This is a genomic window from Paradesulfitobacterium ferrireducens (genome assembly GCF_017310645.1).
GTDB classification, from domain to species: Bacteria; Bacillota; Desulfitobacteriia; order Desulfitobacteriales; family Desulfitobacteriaceae; genus Paradesulfitobacterium; species Paradesulfitobacterium ferrireducens.
In genome coordinates this window covers 26,618-49,676 of sequence record NZ_JAFLRH010000022.1, presented here as the reverse complement: position 1 = coordinate 49,676, position 23,059 = coordinate 26,618, and the positions used below count along the sequence as shown (strand labels likewise).

20 protein-coding genes are annotated in these 23,059 nt (G+C 48.7%); 3 read left to right on the top strand and 17 right to left on the bottom strand.

Annotated features, from left to right (window positions below; translation table 11 throughout):
- Positions 1-16: 16 nt before the first annotated feature.
- From J0X21_RS08935 to J0X21_RS08900, 8 genes are all read right to left on the bottom strand, one after another.
- A complete protein-coding gene (locus J0X21_RS08935) occupies positions 17-670 on the bottom strand; it encodes a flavodoxin family protein (RefSeq protein WP_206811854.1) in 654 nt (217 codons plus the stop codon).
- 117 nt (positions 671-787) lie between these two features.
- Positions 788-1,825, bottom strand: a complete 1,038-nt coding sequence (locus tag J0X21_RS08930; protein ID WP_206811853.1) for a BMP family protein — start codon at positions 1,823-1,825, stop codon at positions 788-790.
- A 56-nt stretch (positions 1,826-1,881) separates the two neighbouring features.
- Positions 1,882-2,895 carry a BMP family protein gene (locus J0X21_RS08925; RefSeq protein WP_206811852.1) on the bottom strand — a complete coding sequence of 338 codons (1,014 nt, stop codon included), beginning with the start codon at positions 2,893-2,895 and terminating at the stop codon, positions 1,882-1,884.
- A gap of 37 nt (positions 2,896-2,932) precedes the next feature.
- Positions 2,933-4,294, bottom strand: coding sequence for an amidohydrolase family protein (locus J0X21_RS08920; protein ID WP_206811851.1), 1,362 nt, complete (start codon positions 4,292-4,294; stop codon positions 2,933-2,935).
- A complete protein-coding gene (locus J0X21_RS08915) occupies positions 4,275-6,521 on the bottom strand; it encodes a xanthine dehydrogenase family protein molybdopterin-binding subunit (protein WP_206811850.1) in 2,247 nt (748 codons plus the stop codon). Before J0X21_RS08915 ends, J0X21_RS08920 begins: the two co-directional genes overlap by 20 nt.
- Positions 6,522-6,532: 11 nt before the next feature.
- Positions 6,533-7,468 (bottom strand): ABC transporter permease, encoded by a 936-nt coding sequence (locus tag J0X21_RS08910; protein ID WP_206811849.1) that lies wholly within the window; start codon positions 7,466-7,468, stop codon positions 6,533-6,535.
- Positions 7,455-8,519 (bottom strand): ABC transporter permease, encoded by a 1,065-nt coding sequence (locus J0X21_RS08905; RefSeq protein WP_209011360.1) that lies wholly within the window; start codon positions 8,517-8,519, stop codon positions 7,455-7,457. Before J0X21_RS08905 ends, J0X21_RS08910 begins: the two co-directional genes overlap by 14 nt.
- A gap of 28 nt (positions 8,520-8,547) precedes the next feature.
- Positions 8,548-9,930, bottom strand: coding sequence for an amidohydrolase family protein (locus J0X21_RS08900; protein ID WP_206811848.1), 1,383 nt, complete (start codon positions 9,928-9,930; stop codon positions 8,548-8,550).
- A gap of 645 nt (positions 9,931-10,575) precedes the next feature.
- On the opposite strand from J0X21_RS08900, the gene J0X21_RS08895 reads away from it, so the two are divergent.
- Both J0X21_RS08895 and J0X21_RS08890 read left to right on the top strand, forming a co-directional pair.
- Complete coding sequence (locus tag J0X21_RS08895) at positions 10,576-12,018, top strand: IS1634 family transposase (protein WP_206811847.1); 1,443 nt, start codon at positions 10,576-10,578, stop codon at positions 12,016-12,018.
- 79 nt (positions 12,019-12,097) lie between these two features.
- Positions 12,098-12,256 carry a hypothetical protein gene (locus J0X21_RS08890; protein WP_206811846.1) on the top strand — a complete coding sequence of 53 codons (159 nt, stop codon included), beginning with the start codon at positions 12,098-12,100 and terminating at the stop codon, positions 12,254-12,256.
- Positions 12,257-12,358: 102 nt separating this feature from the next.
- Here J0X21_RS08890 and J0X21_RS08885 read toward each other — a convergent pair whose 3' ends face one another.
- Both J0X21_RS08885 and J0X21_RS08880 read right to left on the bottom strand, forming a co-directional pair.
- The gene (locus J0X21_RS08885) at positions 12,359-12,889 is read right to left on the bottom strand and encodes a cupin domain-containing protein (protein WP_206811845.1); all 531 of its coding nucleotides are present in this window, start codon (positions 12,887-12,889) and stop codon (positions 12,359-12,361) included.
- Between the two features lie 133 nt (positions 12,890-13,022).
- Positions 13,023-14,267: an amidohydrolase family protein gene (locus tag J0X21_RS08880; protein ID WP_206811844.1), complete on the bottom strand. Its 1,245-nt coding sequence runs from the start codon at positions 14,265-14,267 to the stop codon at positions 13,023-13,025.
- Positions 14,268-14,400: 133 nt separating this feature from the next.
- On the opposite strand from J0X21_RS08880, the gene J0X21_RS08875 reads away from it, so the two are divergent.
- Entirely contained in the window at positions 14,401-14,541 is a 141-nt protein-coding gene (locus tag J0X21_RS08875) for a hypothetical protein (protein ID WP_206811843.1), read from the top strand.
- 106 nt (positions 14,542-14,647) lie between these two features.
- On the opposite strand, the gene J0X21_RS08870 is transcribed toward J0X21_RS08875, so the two are convergent.
- From J0X21_RS08870 to J0X21_RS08840, 7 genes are all read right to left on the bottom strand, one after another.
- Positions 14,648-16,246: a DEAD/DEAH box helicase gene (locus J0X21_RS08870; RefSeq protein WP_206811842.1), complete on the bottom strand. Its 1,599-nt coding sequence runs from the start codon at positions 16,244-16,246 to the stop codon at positions 14,648-14,650.
- A 25-nt stretch (positions 16,247-16,271) separates the two neighbouring features.
- On the bottom strand, positions 16,272-17,510 hold the full coding sequence (locus J0X21_RS08865) for a competence/damage-inducible protein A (protein WP_206811841.1): 1,239 nt from the start codon (positions 17,508-17,510) through the stop codon (positions 16,272-16,274).
- A gap of 350 nt (positions 17,511-17,860) precedes the next feature.
- Complete coding sequence (locus J0X21_RS08860; RefSeq protein ID WP_206811840.1) at positions 17,861-19,333, bottom strand: AAA family ATPase; 1,473 nt, start codon at positions 19,331-19,333, stop codon at positions 17,861-17,863.
- Between the two features lie 20 nt (positions 19,334-19,353).
- Complete coding sequence (locus J0X21_RS08855) at positions 19,354-19,872, bottom strand: hypothetical protein (RefSeq protein ID WP_206811839.1); 519 nt, start codon at positions 19,870-19,872, stop codon at positions 19,354-19,356.
- A gap of 217 nt (positions 19,873-20,089) precedes the next feature.
- Positions 20,090-20,647: a CDP-diacylglycerol--glycerol-3-phosphate 3-phosphatidyltransferase gene (gene pgsA, locus J0X21_RS08850; protein ID WP_206811838.1), complete on the bottom strand. Its 558-nt coding sequence runs from the start codon at positions 20,645-20,647 to the stop codon at positions 20,090-20,092.
- Positions 20,644-21,969: a 30S ribosomal protein S12 methylthiotransferase RimO gene (rimO, locus tag J0X21_RS08845; RefSeq protein ID WP_206811837.1), complete on the bottom strand. Its 1,326-nt coding sequence runs from the start codon at positions 21,967-21,969 to the stop codon at positions 20,644-20,646. The genes pgsA and rimO overlap by 4 nt, the downstream gene beginning before the upstream one ends.
- A gap of 213 nt (positions 21,970-22,182) precedes the next feature.
- Entirely contained in the window at positions 22,183-23,046 is an 864-nt protein-coding gene (locus J0X21_RS08840) for a methylenetetrahydrofolate reductase (protein WP_206811836.1), read from the bottom strand.
- Positions 23,047-23,059 lie beyond the last annotated feature (13 nt).

Sequence of the window (23,059 nt, the reverse complement as noted above, 5' to 3'; positions counted from 1 at the left end):
ACCTCTTCTCAGCAAACTAGTGGTCCCTGACAGGCTCCAAACGGCTGGTATACTTTTCCTGAAAAGCAGCCCGGCCAATGCTGGTGATGATTGTCGCCTCAGCTACCGCCAGCCCCAGGGCACGCACTGTATTCATTCCTACTGTATCTTCCTGAGCTCCCTGTACTTTGGCATCTTTGCTCCAAATCTTACCACCGTTATAACAACCGCCTGGCCCACCCACTACATGCATTTCATTCATGATAAAAAAATTATTGATAGCTGCCAAAGTGAATTCCTGTCCGCCATGGCGAGTGCCACCGACAGCAATCGCCCCGCCAATCTTATGGCGTAACCCGGATGGTTGAACGATAAACATAGGGCGGAGCCGATTAAAGCAGGCTGCCAATTGAGCAGTAATGTTCATGTCATAAACCGGGGAACCAACGATAATCCCATCCGCTTTGACAATAAGGTTTTCTAATTCCCTGACACCGTCATCTTGATAACAAAAGGATTTTTCCCGGATACAACGGTCACAGTGAATACAAAAGCCAATTTTCTTTTGGTGCACACTCCAGTATTCCGTTTCGATTCCTTCTACCGTTTTAGCTGCTTCCAATGCAGTTTTCACGGCGTATTCCGTCGCCCCTTTCCTGGGACTGCCGGAGATTCCTAAGATTAACGGCACACCAATCCCTCCTCTGTGATATCCTATCGCTAGCCACAGTTTTGAGAGGAGGTGTATGTGACCGTCGGTGGGCACATTTTCTGTACCGTCCTTTCAGCACATACACCTGACAAATATTTATTGAGGCAGAGTATTCAAATCAATTTTACCGGCTTTGTAATCACTGACCACTTGATCAACAAGTTTCAAATCCTGCTCGGAAAGCTTGTTCTTTAACTGGTCATTCCACTCCAGGCGACAAGCGTTTTCATTGATTCCGACCGGATAGTACTTCGGTTCCCATTTTCCGTCCATGATTGTTTTAATCAAGAACTCGATAGCGACCGGCATGGAACGGATTGTGCTGACGACGACAGTATCGGGCGCCAAGTTGGTCTGGTTGCCGCCGACACCGATAGCCAACACTTTAGCTTGTTGAGCAGCCTGAATAATACCGGCAGAAGCTTGGTCGGCATCACCCAGGATGACATCAGCGCCTTGATTAATAAATGTTTTGGCCATCTCTTTATTCTTGGCTACATCATCAAAGCTGCCGGTCAGAGCACCCAGGGCCTGCACATTTTTGCCTGTTAATTGATTGGTATACTTAACACCTTGTTTAAAGCCTGTCAAGAAAGTCTGAATCGGAGGAATCTCCATACCGCCAACTTCCGCCACTTTACCTGACTTGCTGAGTAAAGCAGCAACCACGCCGCCCAGAAAACCGGCCTGTTGGCTGACCACGTTTAGAGAACCCAAATTGGGAGGCTGAGTGATATCCGAACTCGTGACAATAAATTTTACTTGAGGAAATTCTTTGGCAACCTGCTTGGCAGCTTCCCCAAATTCAAAACCATGTCCGATCACCACGTTATAGCCCTGTTGGGCATAAGCGCGGAATTTTGCCAGTTGATCCGATTGGGCCACATTTTCAACATAAGACCCTTCGACTCCAAATTGTGCTTCAGCTTCTTTTAAGCCTTGATAAGCAGATGCATTCCAGCCGTTATCGCTAATCGGCCCGGGCAGCAGCAGGGCCACTTTCAACTTGCTTGCCGCCGCTCCAGCTTTATCCGGAGAAGGCGGTTGAGCAGCAGGAGAACCACAACCCGTTAAAGAAACCACGAGTAAGAGGACTAATAGAATACCCATTATCTTTTTAGGTAAACTTTTCATAATATATCCCCTTTCAGAAAGTTGACAAGCTTTGTTGATCCGGGACGTCCTGAAAATTATTGAGGAATACCAACCGTCAATTTACCGCTCTTGAAATCATCAACCACTTGATTAATTTTCTCTTCAATCCCGGCAGGCAGTTTGGAAAGCAGCCCTTTGTTCAGGGCAATCCCGACTGCCCCTTCTTTGATACCCATGGGATAAAACTTAGGCTCAAATTTTCCGTCTTGAATGGTTTTTACCATGACCGTAATCGCTACTGGATAAATCTGCAAACCACTGGCAATGACCGTCTCAGGCGCGACATTGGATTGATCGTCACCGTACCCGATCGCATAAACACCGGCTCCCTTCGCAGCGTCAATAACCCCCAGACCGGCCTGGTTGGCATCCCCGAGTACGACGTCAGCTCCTTTGGCAATAAAAGCCTTGGCTGTTTCCTTGGCTTTAGCCACATCATCAAAACTTCCGGTATTGGCGCTCATCACCTCAACGGAGGGATCAACGGATTTTGCACCTTCGGCAAAACCCTTCGCTCCGTCAAGAATGGGCGGAATCTCCTGACCGCCAATAAAAGCAATTTTCTTGGTTTTCGTCGCCAATGCTGCATACACGCCGCCCAGATAACCCACCTGATGAGAAAGCACGTTCATGGAAGCCAGATTCGGTGCCTGCGAGATGTTACTGCTGGTAATGACAAACTTGGTATTGGGGAAATCCTTGGCCACTGCTTTTGCAGCATCACCAAACTGAAATCCGTGTCCGATGATGACATCATACTTTTGTTGGGCAAATGACCTGAAAGCTGTTTCCATATCTGATGCACTGACATTTTCCCGGTAAGCAGTTTCCACGCCTAACTCAGTTTCAGCCTGTTTCAGGCCTTTGTAGGCCACTGCATCCCATCCGTTGTCATTGATTGGGCCTGGAAGCAATAAAGCCACTTTTAATTTTTTAACCCCTGTGTCTTGTGATGTTCCTCCTGTTGAACTGGAGCCGCAGCCGACGGCAAGCAAAGCTACAATAAGAAGCAAGGCAACCATAGAAAACCATTTCTTTGCTCTTTTCATCCTTCATCTTCCTTTCCCCGGTGTTTTGAGGTTCATGCTAATCATGTGAAAGAGAATTGGTTACCGTGGCACGGATTCGGGCCGCTTTGGCTTGACATCGTTGTATCAGTTCCTGTTCATCCACCAAAGTGGAGTGTCCCCCTTGCACAACCACTTGCCCGTCTACAAGCACGGTATCCACGTCATTGCCATTGGCATTAAACGTCAGCATTGATACGGCATTATGCACCGGACCCAGATGGGGACGATCCATGCGCACAAGCACTACATCCGCCTTATACCCCGGGGCTAATACCCCGGTATTTCCGGCATTGACGGCCTGTGCCCCGCCTCGTGTCGCCATATCCAAGACATCCTGGGGTAAAAGGGAAGCGGGATCCAACGTTGAAACTCTTTGCAAACAGGCTGCAAATTTCAGCGTCTCCATCATGTCTTCACTATTGTTGCTACCCGGTCCGTCTGTCGCCAAGGCCACATTAATCCCTTTGTCCAACCAGCGTCGCACGGGAGCCGCTCCGGAAGCCAAATACATATTGGAAACCGGACAATGTACCAAATGGCTGCCTGTACGAACTACTAATTCCTCCTCTCTCTCGTTGAGCCAGACCCCATGAACCAACTGGGTGTGAGGGCTCAAAATACCATGTTGATGAAGAAAGGTCAGATTATCCAGCCCGTAACGGGATACGCTTGACTCCACGACTTTCGTCGTTTCTGCCACATGAATTTGAATATCCATATTGTTATCAGCAGAATACCTGCCTACCTCATCCAATAACTGCGGAGAACAGCCCCAGGGATTTAAAGGTCCCAGGGAAATTTTAAGTCTTTCCTTTTCACTGCCATGCCAGCGCGAACCCAGTTCATCCATCGCGGCCATGATGTGCGCCGACGTTTCCATAAACTCCGGCCGGTACTCTTGATCAACAAATCCCCGGCATAACGTTCCCCGTATCCCGCTTTCCCGCATAGCCCGCAACACGGCATCAGTGCTGCCCGGTACATAGTGTACATAATGCTGATCGACCACATGGGTCACACCGCTCAACAGGTTCTCCAAAGAACCCAGCAGACCAGCCAGGTAGAAATCTTCTTCCTCCATCAGGAGCGCCGAAGGCCAAATATCTTCTTTGAGCCATTGCCAAAGTGGTTTATTATCACCAAGTCCCCTCATATAAGTCTGAAACATATGAGTATGAGGATTGATTAAGCCCGGTATAACCACACAACCCGCAGCATCGATCAATTCCGCAGCCTGCGCCTTCAAGGCCGCCAGACGTTCAGAGTTATCGCCGATTTCCTCAATCAGATCTCGGTTGATATAGACATAACCGGGGTTATATTCCTTGCGTTCTTCATTCTGGGTAATAACCCAGCCATTATAAATCAGAGTTCCCATGGACACCCCTTCTCTCGATTGCCGCTTTTACCTGCTCCAGCCCGGCGGGCAGCTCGTACAGACGTATTCCCAAAGCCGAACTGATCGCATTGATAATGGCTGGAGCAACAATTTCCGTTGCCGGTTCCCCGATTCCTTTTGCGCCCAAAGGACCCCTGCGATCCCCGGTTTCCACCAACAGGGGGTGTAAGCGCCCCATATCCACGGCGCTAGGAATAATGTACCGGTCAAAATTCATACCTCGCTCAGGCTTGTCCACCTCTTCGCATAGAGCATACCCTACCCCCATACTGACTCCGCCCCCGATTTGCCCGTGCAGTTCGGCCGGATTCAAGGCATTTCCCACATCATGGGCCGCAAAATAGTCAAGGAGTTTTACTTCCCCAGTGATTAAATCCACATCCACTTCTGCCACAGCCGCAGCGTAAGTATAGGAAAAATAGGGTATACCGTGCCCGGTCTCCCGTTCCCAACTCAGATCAGGTGCCTTATACCAGCCAAAAGAACTCAGGTTAATCCCTGATTGATAACAGTAATCAACCAACTCTCTCCAGGACAGACTCTGATTCTGTCCTTCCACCCTACCGGCCTGAAATTTAATTTTCTCCCTTGTTAACCCCAGTTTACGGCCGGCAGCCTCTTGTAATACTTCCTCTAATTGTTTGATCGCATGAAGACAGGCATTGCCCCCAATCGAGGTGCCCCGGGAGGCGACGGTCGGCCCGCTGTCATAAGCGCTGCTTGTATCCACTGCGTTAACCTTGATCCAAGCCTGCGGGATAGCAAACGCATCTTGAACCAAGCGAGCAAAAACAGTATGACTCCCTTGGCCGACTTCACTGATACCGGTAGTTAAGTAAACACTGCCATCCCTGTTGATCATAATATTTACAGCCGCAGCATCAATGCCTTCTCCTCCGGCACCCAAGGCGGAGCCGCGAAAACAGCAGGCCATGCCCCGGCCCCGGACATGTCCGTCCGGAGCAGGATCCGCTTGAGCACTCCAGCGGGAAGCCTCGGCTACGGTATTTAAACACTGATGAATACCTACATCGACCATAACCTGGCCGTAGGGTGCTTTGTCCCCTTCCCGGAAAGCATTGAGCCGGCGGAGTTGCAAAGGATCCATTCCCAGCTTTTCCGCCGCTTCATCGAGCAAAAGTTCAACGGCAAAATTAACTTGTGGAGACCCAAAACCCCGAACCGCATCAGATACCGGATTATTGGTATATACTGCCATCAATTCCGTATCCACTGCGGGTACACGATAAGGTCCGGTGGCTTCCACAGTTGAGCGCCATAGGACCATACTCGTTTTGGACAGATAAGCTCCGGCGTCGGCAACTCCCCTGATCTGCATGCCATTAATCATTCCATCTTGCGTGAGTCCTATTTTGTAAGTAAAATGGTAAGGATGCCTTTTGGTTCCTTCCAGGGAGGATTCTTCCCGTTCCCATACGGAGCGGGCCGGGCGTTTCGTGACCAAGGCAGCAAGAGCAACCCTGGAGGCAAGAATACCGATATCCGAATCTTTTGCTCCAAACGATCCCCCAACCACAGTCTGAACGATCCGTATCTGGTTAAAGTCCCAGCCCAGCGTCTCGGCGACAACCCGACGTACATTAAACGGACTCTTGCACGGACAATAGACCACAATTTGATCAGGAGTTTCCAGATTGGCAACTACTGCTTCCGGTTCAATAGGAGCTGCCTGGACTCTTGAGGTCCTGAAGGTTCTTTCCAGAATCAAGTCAGAGGCCTGCCAGGCTTCTTCCAGACTTCCTTCCTTGACAACATAACGGGAGGCGATATTGGAATCGCCGTGGATCAGTGGCGCATTTTCAGCCAAGGCTTCCTGCACATCAAATACCGCCGGCACCTTTTCCCATTCCACTCGGATTTGACTTAATCCGTCCTGGGCAGCTTTTTCATTTTCGGCTATCACAAGGGCAATCCCGTCACCCATATAGCGTACCAGGTCTTGACACAGAACCGGACGCTCCAGCGGACGGGCAGGAATCCCCGGAATGTCAGCTGCAGTGAGTATCTCCAGTACCCCCTCCACTGCAACAGCCTTACTAAGGTCAAGCCGGCCTATTTTCCCAGCAGGAATACCTGCTCTTAATACCTTGACCGTCACCATTTGCGGCAAACGCAGATCGGCTGCATATAGCGCTTGGCCAGTAAGTTTTTTCAGCGCATCAATCCGAGTCACTGAATTGAGCATTTCGTCACCTACTACTCCTTAATATAGGGTTTACCGCTTGCCGCCGGACCCACCGCTCTCCCGACAAATCCGGCCAGAGCGGCAAGCGTCAGCACATAAGGCACCATCAGCACGAGTTGGCCCGGTATTTGACTGTTGGATGCCTGAATAAGATATGATACAGCATTGCCGGCACCAAAAAGCAGGGCAGCTCCGAGTACTCCCCAGGGAGACCACTTGCCGAAAATAACCGCAGCAAGAGCAATAAATCCCCTGCCTGCTGTCATGTTCTCCGTAAAAAAGTTCAACTGACTCATAGAGAGATATGCACCCCCGACAGCACCAAACATACAGCTCACCATACCGGCGATATAGCGTACTTTGATCACATTAATCCCAACCGTATCGGCAGCCCGGGGGTGTTCACCCACGGCTCTTAAATTCAAACCCGCATTGGTTTTGAAAACGATAAAACCGACAAGCGGGATCAGAACAAAGGCGATATAGGTTAGGCTGGAATGTTGAAAGAATGCCGTACCGATAAAAGGCAGATCGGAAAGTACCGGTATGTGAAGAGGAGTAAAACTCTCGATTTTAGGTGGGGCCGTATTCATCCCGAAGAGAGCCCGGTTCAACATGGTCGTCAACCCCAGTCCCAGAAGGTTAAACGCCATACCGATAACCACCTGATCGGCCCGTGCTGTTTCCACCAAAAATGTAAAAAACAATCCCAAAATCCCGCCAATGATGATTACCACAAGCAAGGAAAGCCAGGCACTGCCAAGCAGAAAGGAAGCAGCTACACCGGTAAAAGCCCCCATTAACATGACACCTTCAATACCGATGTTAACCAAGCCTGCTCTTTCGCTAAAAACCATTCCGGTTGCGGCCAGCATAATCGGCATAGCAGTCTGAATATCGGTATTAATAAAACTTGACAGCGTACTGGCCAGATTAGACAGACTCATGTTTTCCAGCTCCCTTCAGCAATTTTGCCGCCCGCTGTTTGAAGCCCCCAAAACGCCGGAAAAGATACTCAGCAGCAACAAACATGATGACCAGCGCCTGGATGACATAGATAATGGCTAACGGAACATGAGCGACCATTTGCATCATATCTCCGCCACTACGCAAGGCCCCGAACAGGATTGCTGCCAGCACCGTTCCGATGGGTGAATTTAGACCGAGCAAAGCAACTGCAATGCCATCATAACCATAACCAGGGGAAAAGGCCTGAAAGAGGCGATGTTGGATACCGAGAATTTCGCTGCTCCCAGCCAGTCCGCCCAAACCTCCGGCCAAAAACATAATTAAAAACACCAACCGGTTTTTATTCATCCCGGCATATGTAGCGGCTTCCGGGTTCAGACCAACTACACGGGCTTCATATCCTTTACGGGTATGCCAAAGAAAGATGTAGTAAAAAACGGCCATGAGAATAGCGATAGCAAACCCCAAATGTAATTGAGTATTAGGAATTAATGAAGGAAAGATTGCAGACGGCGGAATCGGTTTACTTTGCGGCAAGTTCCCAGGCGGTTCAATAATCGGACCGTTGACCATATACGCAATAAAAAACATCGCTGTGTAATTCAGCATCACCGTGGTGATAATTTCACTGGAGCCAAAACGGACCTTCAACCAGCCAGCCAGTAACCCCCACAGGCCACCTCCGGTAAATCCGGCCAGAATTTCCAGAGAAAGGTGGAGAATCATTGGCATAGGTGGCAAATAGGCTGCGACAAGAACACTACAGAGACCACCCATATAAAGTTGACCTTCTGCGCCAATGTTCAGCAATCCTGTTTTCTTGGCAAGGGCAAAGCTCAAACCGGTAAAGATTAGCGGAGTTGCTTTGGCTAATGTGGTGGTTACGCCATAAACACTGCCAAATGCTCCTTGCACCAAACTCTCATACGCCAACAGCGGATCCAGTCCCATCACGGCAATAATGATCGCCCCAAAGATCAAGGCAACGGCAATTGCGACAACCGGAATCACTATATTCTTGAACTTCATTACGTTCTCCCCTTCGTGATTGCATTTATCACCATGCCGGTTTAATGGTGATGCCGGCGCGCCGGCGCAAATCCTCCGCAACCCGACGTGTTGCTGAAACAGCCGTAGTTTCCGACATAAAAACAGATTGACCGTTCTCCATGACTATCTTCCCGTCCACCATGACCATCTCTATGTTTTGGGGAGATGAAGAATAAACAAGCGTCGAAACGGGATTATGCATTGGGACTGCTTTAAGAGAAAGTTCCGGGTTAAATACAAATAAATCTGCCTTCTTTCCCACTTCCAATGACCCAATTTCATGCTCAAGACCCACTGCCCGGGCCCCCTCAATGGTTGCCATTTCTAAAACTTGTCCAGCTGTAAGCGCAACAGGGTTGAGATGATGCACCTTGTGGAGTAAGGCAGCAAACTTCAAAACCTCCACCATGTCCTGGGAATTATTGCTGGCCGGTCCGTCTGTGGCCAAGCCGACCGGAATACCCCGCTGTCTTGCTTTGGGTATGGGTGCTACCCCTGATGAAAGGTACATATTGCTTACCGGGTTATGAGAGATCGCCGCACCGGCACTAGCAGCCAGTTCAATATCCTGATCGGTCAACCAGACCGAGTGCACCATCAACAATTTATTGTTTAACAGTCCAAAATCAGACAGAACCTTCAATTCGTTCCGTCCGTGCAGCATTTCTACCGACTGACGATCGAACGGAGTCTCAGATATATGAACAGAGAGCCTTGCACCATATCTCCGCTGCAACTCAGCCAAACCATTTAACATTCCTTCACTGTTAGACCACAAAGCCGCCGGCGCCAGCCAGATATTCACCTTCCCTCCTGTTGCACCGTATTTTTGCAAAAGTCTTTCGGCATCCACCAGGGCTTCATCAGTATCTTGCTGAATCCGGGAGTCACAACCAAATTGCTCCCCCGTATCCATCATACCCCTTCCGAAAAGACCTCTTACACCGGTGTCAAGAAAAGCCCGGATAACCGGTTCACTTAGCCCTGCTCTGGGATGGGGATACATATAATCCAAAACAGTGGTCGTCCCACTGTGAATTCCCTCTAAACAAGCCAAAACCGCTGCCCAGTAAACCGTTTCCTCATCCAGATATGACGCAGCCGGAAAGGTCATATCCCTGAGCCAATCGGCCAAAACCCGGTCATCACCCAGACCTTTGGTCAACGTTTGAAACATATGGTTGTGGGTATTGATCAATCCTGGAAATATTACTTTGCCATTTAAATCAACGCGATGTTCATCCGGCGACCCGCTCGCTGCCTTCACGCTGTGACTGGAAGCGACTTCCATAATTCTATCACCCAGAATGCGGATGGCACCGTCAGGAATAATTTCCCGCTGAGAGTTCATAGTCACGATAGTAGCATGGTCAAGTAAAAATCCGGTCACTTTATCCCTCCCTCCTTGAGATGACCACTTGTTATTATATTTACTTTCATATTTTCCCTATTTTACTCCGCCTCCTTTTGATCCGGTTTTAAATATGGATTAATGCCCGTTTACTTACTATCTGCATATCATTCATATACTCTGGACAAAGTTTTCTGAAAACGGTAAAGTTAATCTTACTAGGAAAGGTAAATGACTGGAGATGAAATCATTTGTGATTGGACTCTCAACTTTCGTAAGAAAAGGTTTATTAAATAAAAGGTGTTAAGTAATGTTTAATTATTTAAGTTACGTTTAATTATTCGTGATTCAATTTCTCAATTCCTTCTTTTTGTTGAATCTTTTTTCGGTCATTTTTCGACATTTTCTTCTACCTCCATTCGTGCGCAATACAATACAAAAATGCAATTATTTATGTGAGTCTCTTATTAGCAAAACAGCCGTACAAATATCCGTTCAGATCCGGATCATTGTACGGCTGCATTGCCTTTCTTAGATTGTACCAATTTTCAACCTGTTTGTCATCCTAAGTTAATCCCCACATTCCGCAAGTTAATTTCTGGTAACAGGTATTTTATTCCATTTAAAGGATTTTTCCTATCTCGTGTCGAATGTTATCTCTAACTTTTTTGTGGAGGTAACATGATGACAAACTCATTCGCAGATATCCGCACCATACGGGCAGCAAGTGTTCCGATCGCTGCAGCACTCTGTCGTATAGCCAAGATTGCTCAGACCGTCAATCAGATGGTTCACTGGAGAGAAGCGAATTCAAAAGTTTCTCCCGGCCTGCTCATCGAAACCTTAGTAATCTGTATTCTGTGTGGCCGCAAACCCCTGTGGAAGATTGAGCAATTCTGGGCCCAGCAAGACTTACGCAATTTATTTGCTGAGGTGGATCTCAGCGTGGAGCAGCTGAACGACGATGCTTACGGCCATGCCTTGGATAAGCTGGCCGAGATATCCATGGAACAATTGGTCAGTATGGTTTCCCTATCCCTACTCCAGGCCCATTCCCTTGGCATCAATATTGTTCACTTTGATACGACATCCAAGTCGGTTCAAGGGGCTTACACCGGTAAGGCTCATGCTGAATTTAAGATTAATCACGGGTTTAGCAAGGATCTGCGCCCCGATCTGAAGCAATTTAAGCTGGGGGCTGCAGTTCAGGAAGATGGTCTGGTCATTATGGGAGAGTTATTAGCCGGTAACATGACGGATGTCCAGTGGAATCCGGAAGCCGCGGTAGAGATGCAGAAGCTCTTTACCCGGCAAGGGTTAAAAGACGTTATTTTCGCAGCTGACTGTGCCTTGATTTCAACCAATGGCCTCAAGAGTCTGGCCGAACAAAATGTCCAGTTTATATCAAGATTTCCCGAAACCTTTGGCCTGGCCAAGGAATTAAAGGAGCTAGCCTGGGAACAAGATAAGTGGCAAGATATTGCGATCTTAGCAAGTAACGAGAACCACGCTGCTCGCTATCGGGTATTTCCAGCTCAAAGACAAATCGATGATCAGGAATACCGCTTCCTCGTCGTTCACTCCAGCATGCTCGAAGCCGGCAAGGAAAAAACTTTGACTAAGAGGATAAGCAAACAGAAAGAAGAATGGGCACGCAAGGCGAAAACCTTAACTGCCACTGCTTTTGCCTGTGAACCGGATGCCCGGAATGCGCTGCAAGCGTTTGCCCTGGAGGTAGCGAAGTACGGTTACTCATTTTCAGGAACCGTGGCGTGCGAGACGGTTACAACCTATGCCCATAAGGGGCGCCCGAAAAAGGGCGAGGAGCCGATTGAGACCATCAGTTACCGTATTCACTGCGAAATAGGGGACTTAGCTCCGGATCTCTTTGAACGGCTGCGCCAAATGGAATCAACCTTCGTGCTGATCTACTCCATCCGGGATCAAGAAAAATACACTCCGGCAGCTGTTTTTAACCGAATACAAACGGCAAATCTCGATCGAAACGAAGTTTCGGTTTCTGAAAAGTCCGGTATACCTAGGTCCAGTGTTTCTAAAGAGCCAGAAACGAATCCATGCGCTGGGGTATGTGTTTATTATGGTGCTCATGCTGGCGTCATACCTTGAGTATCGAGTGCGGAAAAGCCTGAAAGAGCGAAATGAATTTGTCCAGTTACCAGGAAACAAGAAGACGGATACTCCGTCGGTGATGACGATTCTGGAAGTGTTAGCGACCATCGAAGTGGTTGTAGTGCAAGGGCAACGTTATTTCCCGAGTAACACCAATCGCCAGGCTTTGGACATGGTACGGTGGGCTGGGTTTGATCCATCCATTTACCTAAAACCCGCAGATAGCATCCAATAGGTGACTGTAAGAGATTACCATGTCAAAAAATAAAGTGAGTGAATCTGTACTCGCGGAACAAGGGTTAATCAGTTTGAAGACCGTTTTTGTGCAATAGTCTGATCAAAACCGAGGTGGTGTAATACAAGATAATAGCACCAGTTCCTTATCTCCCACATTAACCATGCGATGAGGAACTTCACCTTGCAAATAAATACTGTCTCCCTCGTCCAAAAGATATGTGACATTGGCGATAGTTATCTCCAGAGTTCCCTCAAGCACCAGGGAGCATTCCTCTCCTATATGCGTCATAGTAGAACTGCTTCCTCCCGGTTCCAGCCGGCTGATGAGTACTTCCATGCTCCGGTTCAGGTCAGGAGTTAATAATTCGTAACTCATCTGGGATTTTGCGAAGCGCAGACTTTTTCGCTCATTTTTGCGAACTACAGGATTGGGTTCAACTTCGCTTACCAGCAGAGAAAATATTGGCACTTCAAGCGCATCGGCTACTTTTCGCAGAGAATTAATTGAAGGATCGGCGATATCTCTTTCCACTTGGCTGAGAAAACTGGAAGTTAACCCCGTCTTATCTGCCAAGGCCTTTAAACTGAGGTTTTTTTCCAACCGGAACTTACGAATTTTTTCCCCTATCATCTATTTCCGCCCCATTGCATTTAATGTCATTCATTAAGTAAAACTTGGCATACTGTCCAGTACTTATGGTATATAAAAAAGCAATGTATACTACTAAATTATGAACTAAAACTCAAAATTTTGTCAAGGCGGACTATTTGTTTCTTTTCCAAAGTTCCGATGTGTCCCGCCTGTTCGATACAATCAGCTTTCCCCGACGGAAAACCATAGATTTTACCGCCTGGTTAACAATAGCTTCCTCCGGTGAAAATGCATCCAATACAACCAAATCGGCAAAGCACCCTTCATTTAATCCATATCCTTCGAGGTTCATGGCTTGGGCGGGATTATAGGTTCCCATGGCCAGGATGGTATTCAGTTGGGCAGGAGTACCCATTTGCGTTACCTGAGCTGTTAGGAGCGCTTCTTCCAAAAGATCGGCATTACCAAAAGGCCGGAACGGATCGCGGATATTATCTGAAGCATAGGAAACATTAACCCCTGCATCCAATAATTCACGGACTCTGGTCACCCCGCGCCGGACCGGTTGATTATCTCCCCGTCCCATTAAGAACAAGTTGCATGAGGGAAGAGTCACTACAGACAGCCCGGCTTCCTTTACTTTAGCGATCACTCTATTAGACACATCATCCGTCACCGCTGATAGGGAACAACAATGACCGGCGGTAACCCGGCCCTGATAACCTCCCGCTATGATCTTTTCTGCCAAATATTCTAAAGCCTCGACATTGGGTTCATCAGATTCATCCACATGGAAATCAATATCTGTGTTTAGCTCCCTGGCCAAGTCAAACAACTGATCCGTAAATTGACGATAATCACTGTCAAGACTAGGACAACCGCCAACCAGATCCGCTCCTTCAAGCACCGCCTTTCGTAACAGCTCCACCTGTTCCGGTTTAATTCCAGCCGGATCGGGGGTAGGGAAAGCAACCACTTGCAAGCTAACGATATCTGCCAAATCACGCTTCACGGCCAGAATTGCCCGGATGATGTCCAATCCGGTCTGAGTATCCACAGTAATATGTGAGCGGATAGCAGTGGTTCCCTGGGCAACCGCCATTTCGACTGCCTGTCTGGCCCGCGCATAAACTTCCTTAGGGTCCGCTTGGGAAAAAAAATGGCTGAAATTCTCAATTGCTTCGCCTAATGTACCACTCCGATTGTTGATTAAATGAGACGTCATGGTTTTCTCCAGATGGGTATGCAAATCAACAAACCCGGGAATAACTAATCTTCCCTCAAGGTCTATCTCACGGGTGGCATGAATCTCCAGTTTTTTGTTTATAGCAGTGATTTTATCTCCGGTTATGCCTAGATCCATAGTTTCCAGCGACGGTCGAAAAAGTCTGGCCCTTTTGAATAGATAGTCGTACATCCCGCTGCTCCTTTAATTATTGTTAATTACAGTCAAATATATTAAGTATTATTTAATTTCATTCTATCATTTTTCTAAAATAATGCCAATGATAAAATAAGTTTACACATAGGTTCGCAGAGGAGGGAATGGTATGATTACGCTGTCTGAATTAGAGCAATTAGCGGCAAAAAGTGAAGCTATGATCGCAATTAACCTTGTGAACCAGATCGCAGAGGGAAACAAGACCCATAGCTGCCGAGACCTCAAAATCCCTGTGCGAACTTATTATTAAAACTTAAAAAACATGGAGCTGGCCTGAACCACCCCCAGTGATATTCTCAACTTAAAAAGAAGGGGGGCTGTTGCACAACGTTCGTGGTGTAACGGCCCCTTTTTCTTTACCGCGCTTTGGCCGGTTCCACATTGACCTTGCGCCCTTTGATCATATTCTGATGCATGCAGCTTAAGACACGGCTAGCATGCTCTGACGGCACTTCCACGAAAGTGAATTTATCGTAGATGTTAATCATCCCGATGATATTCCCGGGGATTCCGCTTTCTTCCGCAATCCAGCGCACAATGTCCTGGGGGCGGATCTGCTGCAGCCGTCCGATATTCATAAACAGGCGCACCATCCCGGGGGAGGCTCCGGTATTGGTGAATGAGACTTCATCATCCTCATCATTCCGGTCTGCGCTGTCCACTCCTTCGACTGCGTATTTCAGCGCCGCCGCAGCCACATCAGTCGAATCATAATCTTCAAGCAGGCTGGAAACAATCGAACGGTAAGTTGCAAGACGATTACTTTGAATCAACTTCACCAGTTGGTTCTTAAGGTTTTCGGCCTGGCGCTCACTGATATCCTCAAGTGAAGGCAGTTCCTGGCGCCGGATCCTGGCCTTGATCAGCTGCTCGATCTGTCTTAGTTGGCGATACTCACGAGGAGTAATGAGGGTAATGGCTATTCCTTTACGCCCGGCACGGCCGGTGCGTCCGATCCGGTGCACGTAGCTTTCAGGATCCTGGGGAATATCAAAGTTAATGACATGGGTCACATTGTCGATGTCCAGCCCGCGCGCCGCAACATCCGTGGCCACTAAAATCTCGGTTTTGCCGTCGCGGAAGCGTTTCATCACCCGGTCGCGCTGCTGCTGGCTTAAGTCGCCGTGGAGGGCATCGGCCAGATAGCCGCGGGCTTCAAGGGCTGCCACCAGCTCATCTACCCCACGTTTGGTACGGCAAAAGATTATGCCCTGGCCGATTTCTCCCATATCAATAATCCGGGCTAAGGCATCCACTTTAACCTTTTCCCTGGTCTCGTAGAAAACCTGCTCGATTAAAGGAACGGTCAGTTCATCCCGGCTGACCGCGATAGATTTCGGGTCTTTCATATAATTTTTAGCCAGCCGCCTGATTTCCGGGGGCATGGTGGCTGAGAACAGCATAACCTGCCGTTCCTCAGTCGGGACCCTTTTCAGGATATTCTCGATATCCTCAATAAAGCCCATGTCCAGCATCTCGTCCGCTTCATCGAGGACAACCATCTTAACATACTTCAAACTGAGGGTGCCCCGGTTCAGATGGTCCAGCAAGCGGCCGGGCGTGCCGACCACGATTTGGCAGCCGAAGCGGAGGGCCCGGATCTGCCGGTCGATCGACTGGCCGCCATAAATCGCCAAAGCCTTCACATGCCGGTATTTTCCGATCTTGCCGATCTCCTCAGATACTTGTACTGCCAATTCCCGGGTCGGGGTCACAATAATCGCCTGGACAGCCTGAAACTTGGCATTAACCCGCTCCACAATCGGAATTCCGAAAGCCGCGGTCTTTCCGGTTCCGGTCTGAGCCTGCCCGATTAAATCCAATCCTTCTAAGGCTAAGGGAATCGCTTCTTTCTGAATGGGTGAAGGTTCTTCAAACCCCATTTCTGCAATGGCTTGGATGACTTGCTTGCCTAACTTTAAATTACCAAATGCGTGTAAACGTTCTACCATCAATCAGTGAAAACTCCTTTCAAACTTGTCAAACTTGTAAATATAAGCGCAGCCAATTAAGGGCTGCCTGAACAGTGAGAGCGCGCACGGAATCCCGCCCTCCGTAAAACTGAAATTTCTTAGCTTCTGCTCCTTGCGCTGTGGCTAAGCCGATGTAAACCAAGCCCACCGGTTTGGCGTCAGTGCCGCCGTCCGGACCCGCGATTCCCGTCGTCGCCAAGGCCAAATCCGCGCCTAAGCGTGCACGGGCGCCGGCAGCCATCTCCTTAGCCACCTCCGGGCTGACTGCCCCCTGCTGTTCCAAGCTCTGCCGTCCGACCCCAAGCATACTTTCCTTGACCGCATTGGCATAGCTTACCACTCCACCCAGGTAAAATTCAGAACTTCCCGGTTGCTGGGTCAGAGCCGCTGCCACAAGCCCGCCGGTACAGGATTCGGCCGTAGCCACGGTCAGGCCGCGCTCCCGCAAAGCCTTGGCCACAATCCCAATCATGCTGTCCTGATCCCGTCCAAAAACCTTGTCACCCAGCCGGGAACGGATCTCGGCCTCAGCCTGGTCGAGAATCCGCCGGGCTTCCACCGCATCCGCGCTGCGGACCACCAGCCGGATATGCATCTCGGCCCGTTTCGCAAGCAAAGCCATGGTCGGGTTCGGCAGATTCAAAAGGTCCGCAATCACTTCCTCGATCGCAGACTCCCCCATCCCGAAGATTTTCAGCACCCGCACATTCATGCGCTCTGCGTCCGGACCCACGATTTCTTCCAGCTCCCGGTGGACGTAATTTTCATACATCAGCTGCATTTCAAAAGGCGGACCTGGCAGAATGACCACTGTTTTTCCCTCTTTGGTAATGATCGCCCCGGGCGCCGTCCCCACCGGGTTGGGTAAGATTTTCGCTCCTTTGGGGAAATAAGCTTGTTTGCGGTTACTTTCAGGCATCTTAGCTTTGCGCAGAGCAAAGAAATCCTCGATATGCTTGAGACTCGCCGGATCTAATTCCAGTTCCAGCCCCAGAACCTTGGCGACCAGTTCTTTGGTTAGGTCATCAACGGTAGGGCCCAGCCCCCCGGTCGTAACCACCAGTTCAGAACGTTCCAAGGCTTGGCGCAGCGAATCCTCGATCCGTTTAGGGTTATCACCGACCGTTATATGATAATCGACTTCTATGCCCAAACTGGACAATTTACCCGTCAAATAATGCGCACTGGTGTTTAAAGTCTGGCCCAACAAAAGCTCGGTACCCGTCGCTAAAATTTCAGCTTTCATAAGATTTTATCACTCTCCCATCCTCAATGCAAACTAAGAATTCTTACATCCCTATATACTCTGACATTATATCATTGCCCTAAAAGCTTACGGCCAAACTACCTAAATTATTTCTCATCTCTCCCCGGCTTATCCTGCTTAAGAAAAATAAATCAGATGTACTGTACTTCAGGAGTCAGAAGCCAGAAGCCAGGAATCAGACTTCCATGCTTCTACGCAGCACCACTGAATCAGCTTAACGAAGAAAAAAATAAGACTGCTTCGGTTCAATCAGAACCTACGCAGTCCATAATCTGCCCTAATGCAATTCTCCTTATTGGAGGTTACCCAGCTTAGCGAACTCCCAACCCTTAAGCTACCTTATGCAAAAACTCCCTTAACGCATCCCCGCTCACCGTTTCCTCTTCTTGTAGAATCTTGGCCACAGCGAGCAGGGTTTCTTTTTTCTCTTCCAATACAACCCGGGTTTTCTGTTCAAGCTCGGCTAAAATCTCTCTTGTGATTTTTTGCCTTTGTCCGTCATTTAAACGGGAGAGGTCAATAATTCCTAGCGTAGACATGCCGGATGCCAGGATGCGTTCCACCATACTGAGCGCGTGTTCATAATCCCCCGCATTGCCCGTGCTGCGCGTGCCGAGTATCATATGCTCAGCCACTGCGCCCGCGAGAGCCACCATAATCTGCTGTTCCAGCATTTCCTGAGTATAGAGGTAGAGGTCATCGTCCGGATAATGACGCACAAACCCCAGGGCATGGCCGCGCGAGCGAATCGAGATTTGGGCCACGGAATTTGGCTTGACCGTTTCAGCCAGGAGGGCATGCCCCCCTTCATGCACGGCCACCCGCCATAGTTCATCCGCTGTCGGCCGCCGATCGAGTTTTTCCCCAAGCATCACTTTTTCCACCGCTTCACGCAAATGCTTCTGTACAATCACCTTAGATTTTTCTCTCAGGGCAAAAATGGCCGCCTCATTGGTCAGACTTTCTAAATGCGCTCCGGAAAAGCCAAACGTTTCGTGGGCAATTTGCTCTAAGTCGACGTCCTCCGCCAAAGGCTTGTTCTTCGTATGAATCTGAAGGATGGCCAAACGTCCTTCCTTGTCCGGCAGATCCACATTCACCTGGCGGTCAAAGCGCCCCGGTCTGAGCAAGGCCGCATCGAGAGCTTCAGCCCGGTTGGTCGCCCCGATCACTAGAATCTGCGGGTTTTGATCCGAACCCAGCCCGTCCATCTCAACCAAGAGTTGGTTTAACGTCTGATCGTATTCATGATGGGAGATATTACTCCCTCTTTTACCGCCTAGAATATCCATCTCATCAATAAAGATAATCGCACTATGTTTTTTCTCCTTGCGCGCCACTTCCCGGGCCCGCTTAAACAAACTGCGAACTCTCTCCGCTCCAACCCCTGCGTACATTTGCACAAACTCACTTCCGGAAACTGCCAAAAAAGCCGAGTTGGTATAGCGGGCTGCCGCCTTGGCCAACAACGTTTTTCCTGTTCCCGGAGGGCCTAAAAGCAAAATTCCTTTTAAGGGCCGAATCCCAAGCTCTTTCATCCGGTCACTGTGGCGCAGGAAATCCAGCCCTTCCTGAAGCTCTTTCTTAGCCGTCGCCTGGCCGCCAATATCGTCAAAGGTAACTGGAGTCGAGGAAACGACTACTCCTTTCCCGGGAGACCGGACCATTCCGCGCTCGATCACCACTCTCCAGATGAAATATGCGCCTCCCACAATAAAAAGAAGTGGCACAATATTATAGCCCATGGCAAAAAGATAAATCAAAAAGCCTGCGGCCGCTCCCAGAGCGACATCCCTAATCATTTCTCTCTCCCCTCCTTACCTCAGTTTTTGGCACTGGGCAGAAAAAGTCCTTGACCGCGGCGCTCAAGTACCGTGACCAGCTGCCCGTCCTGATCGTTTAATTCCAAATAAATGTAGTCACTGTCCATGGTCAAATCAAACTTGACTCCCGCTTTCTCCGCCTGATCTTTAACGGACTGAGCCATTTCCGTAAAATTCCCGCGCACCACGCCCTCCTGGAGGGCAAACTGCATCTGATTCAAGAGTTGTTCAAGCTTAGGGGTACGTGTATCCAATAAACGGATAGGCCGTCCTCCGGCCAAATTAAGCAAATCTCTGGCTGCCTGATGTAAATCAGGAATCTGCTTAGTTGCTACATTCAAGACTTGCTGCCCGTTTTCCTGCACTACCGTGGCTGAAATAACTCCCGGAATTTGCCGGCTTTGCTCCTGGATTGATTTATCAACCCAGTTTTTCTTATACAAGAATTGCCCGCCAAACAACAACGAGAAAACAAGGAGTCCAACCACACTAATCAGCGTCAAGCGCTGTTTGGTCATGGTCTCTCCCCTCCTCTACTTCAACTTGTCCATATTGACATTATAACAAATCATAGATTAATATCTTAGATATAATTTTAGTAAAAACGTCCAGAATAAGGTATTTGGTTAGAGCTTGGTCAGGATGACAAAAGAAAAAGAGTTTGCCAAAATTAGCGAACTCTTTCCTGATTGTTTTCCAAAAAAAGTTTATAAAATAAGTTTAGAAATGAAACTACTACTTACGCAGTAGTTTCCATGTCTTGGCCAAATAATCAACACCTGACCAAATTGTAAAAAACAAGGCCAAATAAAGCACCGGCTGTCCAATTCGGATTCCAATTAAATAGAAAGGCCAATCCTTGAGTAAAATTGCCGAAATTGCTATAACCTGGGTTACAGTCTTAATCTTACCCAGTTTGCTGGCCGCGATCACTTGCCCGTCAGCCGCAGCAATGGCCCTTAATCCAGTAACGGCGAATTCACGCCCGATAATAACCCAGGCTACCCACGCCGGGACATCCCCCAGTTCCACTAGAGCGATTAAAGCCGCCGAGACCAGCAGTTTATCTGCAAGCGGATCCATAAATTTGCCCAGGACCGTAACTTGCCCCCGTTTACGGGCAATATACCCGTCCAGTCCGTCCGTCGTTGAAGCCAAAATAAATATCAAGGCAGCCACGACGTCCTGATGGGGGAAAATGGTATGCCCTTTAGGGACTTGCAGGAGTAAAAAAGCCATAAACACCGGAACTAAAATAATCCTAGCCAGTGTTAAACGATTCGGCAGATTCACAAAACAACCTCTCCTATTAAATCATAACTGTCTGCTTCCATGATCTTAACAGAAATAAACTCTCCCGGTTTTAATTTACGAGACGGTTTTGTAATATATACCACACCGTCAATCTCCGGCGCATCCCCCTGCGTCCGCCCGCTAAAGCGGCCATCGGGCAGCTCCTCTTCGACTAAAACCTTTAAAGTCTTTCCTATCCAGCGGGCTTGTCTTTCTAAGACAATCTCATACTGTAAGGCCATGACCTGTTCCCGCCGGGTTTCCCGGATCTCTATCGGAATCTGGTCTTCCCGACGAGCCGCAGCCGTTCCTTCCTCCTGGGAATAGGCAAAAACTCCTAATCGGTCAAATTGTACTCTTTTTACATAGGAAAGTAAACTTTGAAATTCTTGTTCACTCTCACCCGGGAATCCGGTAATCATCGTGGTCCGGATCACGATCTCAGGCATTGCCTGCCGCAGCTTGCGGATTAATTCTTCAGCCTCCGCGGCTGTCCCACGCCTGTTCATTTCCCGCAAGATTTTGTCGTCAGCATGCTGCAAAGGCAAATCCACGTAACGGCAGATCTTAGGCTCACTTTTCATGGTCTCAATCAGTTCATCCATAAACATTTCCGGATAGCAATACATCAACCGGATCCACTCAATACCCTCAATTCTCGCCAAGCTGCGCAGGAGCTTAGGCAAACGCAGTTCTCCATATAAATCCAAGCCATAGCGGGTCGTATCCTGCGCAATCAGGAGAATTTCCTTAACCCCATCAGCAGCCAAAGCTTCAACCTCAGCGACCACCGATTCTTCCCGACGGCTGCGAAAGCGCCCGCGTACCTGTGGTATGACACAGTAGGTACAGTAATTGTCACACCCTTCGGCAATTTTAACATATGCGTAATACCCGGGTGTTGACCTCCGGCGTAAAGATTTTTCAGAATAGAGATAATCCGGAACCTCGCCTCCTAAAAAGCAAGCCCGGCTATGTTCCGCCTCCGTGACAGCTTCCGCGATTTCCTCTATCTTATCCGTACCCACAACCCCGTCAAGTTCCGGAATTTCTTGCAACAGCTGCTCCCCATAGCGCTGGGCCATACAGCCCGCAGCTAAGAGAATTTTTCCCTTATCTTTAAGCTGGGCCAGTTCCAGAATGGTATTTACGGATTCTTCCTTGGCTTCATCGATAAAAGTACAGGTATTCACGATAATAATATCCGCATCTTCCGGAGCGGAAATATAATCAAACTTTTGTTCCAATAAACCGGTCATGACTTCGCTGTCCACCTGGTTTTTGGGGCAGCCCAGGGTAACTACGGCAAACTTTTTGGTCAACTTGCCACCTCGATTTAAGCTAACTCTAACGCCTAGTATAAACTACATTTTTGGCAAGTGTCAAACGATTGCTTCACGTGTGCCACTGTTTACGCATTGGAAAAGGGGTACCCCAGAAAAGATAGGTACCCCGAAACGACGAGATGACTTTCGCAAGAATCCTTATTTTTTTGAAATTAAGGTGTTAGACATCCCAGTCTGCCATACCAGCCCTTAGGTAAAAGATTTAAGGAATTGGGCCAGTCCGTGACTGTCCCCTAAAGGCATAAAGTGCAATCCATCACCGATTTCCTTGATAGCAACCACAATTTCCTCGGTAATGCGCCAACCTTCCAGTACAGGATCTTGTGCTGTCTCCAGCCGGTTAATAAAGGTGAGAGGAATGGAAATTCCAGGGACATTGTGATTCACCCAACGAGCCATTCGGGCAGAACGGAGCGGCAGAATGCCTGCCAGAACCTTAACCGGAATATCCTTTATACTCTCCATTAAGAGCCGGAACGCTTCAGGATCAAAAACTGCCTGAGTTTGAACAAAGGAGGTCCCGGACTCTACCTTGCGTCTCAACTTCCAAATTTGCGCTTCTAACCCGTCAAGCACAGGGTTCACCACTGCCCCATAACAGAATTCCGTCCTATCTGTCAAAGGCCGGTCATTCGCATCAAATCCCCGGTTAAGTTTATTCAACAAGGCAAGGAGCTGCACCGAATCTAAATCGTAAACTGGTTTGCTGGCTGGATGATCACCAAGTATGGTATGATCTCCGGTAACCACCAGCACATTGCGGATGCCAAGGATGTGGGCTGCAAGGAGGTCTGCTTGCAGAGCAATCCTGTTGCGATCCCGGCACGCAACCTGATAGATGCACTCAAAGCCGCGTGCTTGCAATCTGTGCGCCAACCCCAAAGGCGCGGCATGCAGACGAGCACCTGGATTGTCAGGAAGATTAAACGCATTCACAAAAGGCCAAAGCTCATCTGCCTGTAGTAAGAGATATTCGAAATCCGTACCGCGGGGCGGAATTAACTCTGCCGTAATCAGGAAATTTTCCTGTGCTAAGTCCTCCGCAAATGACATAATCAACCCTTCT

Excerpts from the sequence above, each read along its gene's own strand:
- J0X21_RS08930 (WP_206811853.1), bottom strand. The coding sequence starts at position 1,825 with ATGAAAAGTTTACCTAAAAAGATAATGGGTATTCTATTAGTCCTCTTA.
- J0X21_RS08925 (WP_206811852.1), bottom strand. The coding sequence starts at position 2,895 with ATGAAAAGAGCAAAGAAATGGTTTTCTATGGTTGCCTTGCTTCTTATT.
- J0X21_RS08920 (WP_206811851.1), bottom strand. The coding sequence starts at position 4,294 with ATGGGAACTCTGATTTATAATGGCTGGGTTATTACCCAGAATGAAGAA.
- J0X21_RS08915 (WP_206811850.1), bottom strand. The coding sequence starts at position 6,521 with ATGCTCAATTCAGTGACTCGGATTGATGCGCTGAAAAAACTTACTGGC.
- J0X21_RS08910 (WP_206811849.1), bottom strand. The coding sequence starts at position 7,468 with ATGAGTCTGTCTAATCTGGCCAGTACGCTGTCAAGTTTTATTAATACC.
- J0X21_RS08905 (WP_209011360.1), bottom strand. The coding sequence starts at position 8,519 with ATGAAGTTCAAGAATATAGTGATTCCGGTTGTCGCAATTGCCGTTGCC.
- J0X21_RS08895 (WP_206811847.1), top strand. The coding sequence starts at position 10,576 with ATGACAAACTCATTCGCAGATATCCGCACCATACGGGCAGCAAGTGTT.
- J0X21_RS08885 (WP_206811845.1), bottom strand. The coding sequence starts at position 12,889 with ATGATAGGGGAAAAAATTCGTAAGTTCCGGTTGGAAAAAAACCTCAGT.
- J0X21_RS08880 (WP_206811844.1), bottom strand. The coding sequence starts at position 14,267 with ATGTACGACTATCTATTCAAAAGGGCCAGACTTTTTCGACCGTCGCTG.
- J0X21_RS08875 (WP_206811843.1), top strand. The coding sequence starts at position 14,401 with ATGATTACGCTGTCTGAATTAGAGCAATTAGCGGCAAAAAGTGAAGCT.
- J0X21_RS08865 (WP_206811841.1), bottom strand. The coding sequence starts at position 17,510 with ATGAAAGCTGAAATTTTAGCGACGGGTACCGAGCTTTTGTTGGGCCAG.
- J0X21_RS08860 (WP_206811840.1), bottom strand. The coding sequence starts at position 19,333 with ATGATTAGGGATGTCGCTCTGGGAGCGGCCGCAGGCTTTTTGATTTAT.
- J0X21_RS08855 (WP_206811839.1), bottom strand. The coding sequence starts at position 19,872 with ATGACCAAACAGCGCTTGACGCTGATTAGTGTGGTTGGACTCCTTGTT.
- J0X21_RS08840 (WP_206811836.1), bottom strand. The coding sequence starts at position 23,046 with ATGTCATTTGCGGAGGACTTAGCACAGGAAAATTTCCTGATTACGGCA.